Source organism: Blastococcus sp. CT_GayMR20 (genome assembly GCF_004570345.1).
On sequence record NZ_SPQM01000275.1, the window covers coordinates 1 to 2,573 of the forward strand.

2 protein-coding genes are annotated in these 2,573 nt (G+C 68.2%); both read right to left on the reverse strand.

Features of this window, described 5'->3' with window-relative positions; all coding sequences use genetic code 11:
* On the reverse strand, positions 1-690 hold a 690-nt coding region (locus E4P40_RS27245), incomplete at its 3' end, for a hypothetical protein (protein ID WP_209305551.1).
* Positions 687-2,573, reverse strand: a 1,887-nt coding sequence (locus E4P40_RS27250; protein ID WP_209305552.1) for a hypothetical protein, incomplete at its 5' end; no start/stop codon positions are given. The genes E4P40_RS27245 and E4P40_RS27250, both read right to left, overlap by 4 nt.

Genomic DNA, 2,573 nt, shown 5'->3' on the forward strand with positions numbered 1-2,573 from the left:
GGCGCGGAGCACGTCGGTGCGCAGTGTTGACAGCACACGGCGATCCGCCTCGGCCGGGAAGGCAGCGGCTTCCAGCGCGCGCATGACGACTTCGTGACGCTCGTTGACGAGCAGGAGGATTGATCCCAGGGCAGCAGCTTCGAGGTCCTCATCGATGTGCAGATACCAGCCCGCGCCCGTCGGGTAAGGCAGGTCGTGGAAGTCGGCAGGGGCGATCGGAAACAGGGTGTTGTCCCCCTGAAGCAGGACCTGATGCCGGTCGGACCACAACACACTGCCGGGTCTGCTCGGCGCCGCTGCGGACGCCTCCCGTCCCGGCGTCCGCAAGGTGATGCTCGTGACGAGCTCCAGCGTGCCGCCGAGATCGTCGCCGGGCAGATCGAAGGCAACGGCCGCCTCGAAGCCATCGACGGCTGGCAGCGGGGAACGCCATGCTCGCCCACGCAGGGCGGAGCTGGTGGCGAACCACTGGACGCTCAGGTCAAGTTCCGCCTCTTCAGCAAGGCCGGTGAGCCGCCGGGCACGAAGTCCGTCGACCGTCATTGGCCGAAGGAGCGACAGGACCGTGTCGTAGTCCCAATCGAGCAGGGTGTCGGGCAGCGGCTCGCCGCCGTCGGGAGTCAGCCGTGACCATGGGCCTAGGGTCACGACGTCGCCCGGCGGGCGGAGGAAGGGGAAGACGCGGGTCACGAGTCGGCCACCTGCAGCTCACTAAGCAAGCCTGCGACGACCGTGATGTCGGTCGCCGTGTCGGCCACGGGCACTACCACCAGGTCGACCTCGTCCGGAGGGAAGACAATGCACCTGTCGCTGTGCACCGTGCCCCGCCCTGTCGTCCACGAGCCGACCCTGGGGCGCTCGGCCCCAGCGGGTGGATCGTTCTCCCGGCCCTCCCAGGTGGCCACCGACAGCCGCGCCTCGAGCTGTACGGGGCCCGCCGCAGCGACTCGGTAGCGGGCGACGAGAACGACCATCCCGTCCCGTTCCTCGACCCGGGGATCGGTCACCACGGTGACCCGCGGCCTCTCCCTCGATGCTGCGCCGTTCTCCTCGCCGAGTCGGGCTCCGCCCGCGCCCGCGCCGCCAGGGGCATTGCCTCCGGCTCGTCCCTCACGAGTGCCGTGGCCCGCCGCTCCCTCGCGAATGTCCGGCTGAGCGAAAGCGGCTGCGACCAGTCCGCCGAGGAAGTTGCTCGCGGCGCCCAGAGCGACCTCCGATGTAGTCGACACGGCAGCTGTCACAGGAGCGCGGAAGACGGCCAGCTGCTCCCGTAGACGCCTGAACGTGACGCTGACGAACGTGCGGGCGTGGCCCGTCAGTTGCTCGTAGACCCAGTGGTCGTGCGTCGGAGGCTCTGATGCTGCATAGACCTCATCCAGAGCATCGTCCGCGCGGAAGACACCGGCGTAGACGCTGTTCACCGATGCCGTGGTCGGGCCTTCGTGATATCTCACGACCAACTCGGGGGACCTCATGAGACACACGTGGTGGGGGTCCCCATCAATGCCGGCGAAGCCCGATGCGAGAGAGACAGAGCTCGGGGACATCGGGACGACGACCGCGCGCTCCAGCGCGAAACGTCCCAGTCGTTGTCGGGGATTGCGACTCTCCAGAACGGTCGCCCCGTCGCCAGCGAGTCGACGGTAGGCAGACACGAACATGCGCAAGGGATACAGGCGGCCAGGATCGGGAACGGCGAACGACCGTCCGCCCGACACCACATCAGGGACCAGCCGGTTCGTGCCTCGCTCCGGCAGCATGATCGGCCAGAGGTGCCATGCGATCGTCTCGGCCAGATGGCTGGCTGCTGAATCCATATCGTCGAAGTCGTCAAGATCGGGATCGATGACGACCAAGGTCGTGCCGGACTCATTCTCACTGAAGGGGGACAGGCCGAGGGCGCGGGCGATGGCATCGGCCTCGTCGCCGAGCAGTGGCTCCACGTGGTCCTCTCGGACGTCGCCCCACCAGTGTCGACCGGTGAAGGGCCTGCTCGTCGTGTCGACCCGATCCCGGTTGTCGAACGAGCTACCGAGCGCAATCCCGATCAGCCGGGACTGCAGTTGGCCGGCACGATCGGCTGTGCGGGTGTACACGAGAATCGTTCCCACCCGCGAGAGCCGGTAGAGCACGGCCTTCCCGTATCCGTAGGTGCCGCCACCCTGTGCGGTGTCCCGCTTCTCGCCCACGTTCAGGACGAAGGACACCCAGTCACGTCGCTCGTCGGCGATCTGGTCCGCCCGGGTCGGACCACCCAGACCCTTTGTCGCACGGTCGACGACCGAGAGCAGTGTGAGGTTCGGGGTGCGGACCGCTCGACCGACGCCGAGGTGGTCCTGCACCGCGGCCGGGGGAGTGAGCAACCGTTCCCAGGTGGGCCTGTGAGTCGCGGCGACGGTCGTCAGCTCGAGGCGGTAGACCGTCTCCTGTCCGGGCAGTCGGGCGTCCCAGGAGTTCTGGGCGGTCTCCCGGACAAAAACGGTGAGGGGGTCCACCGGTGGCCTGCCGAGCTGGTTGCGGATGCCCTCCGATGCGATGGCGCCGGTCGGCGGGAACGGCTGGGACCACCACCG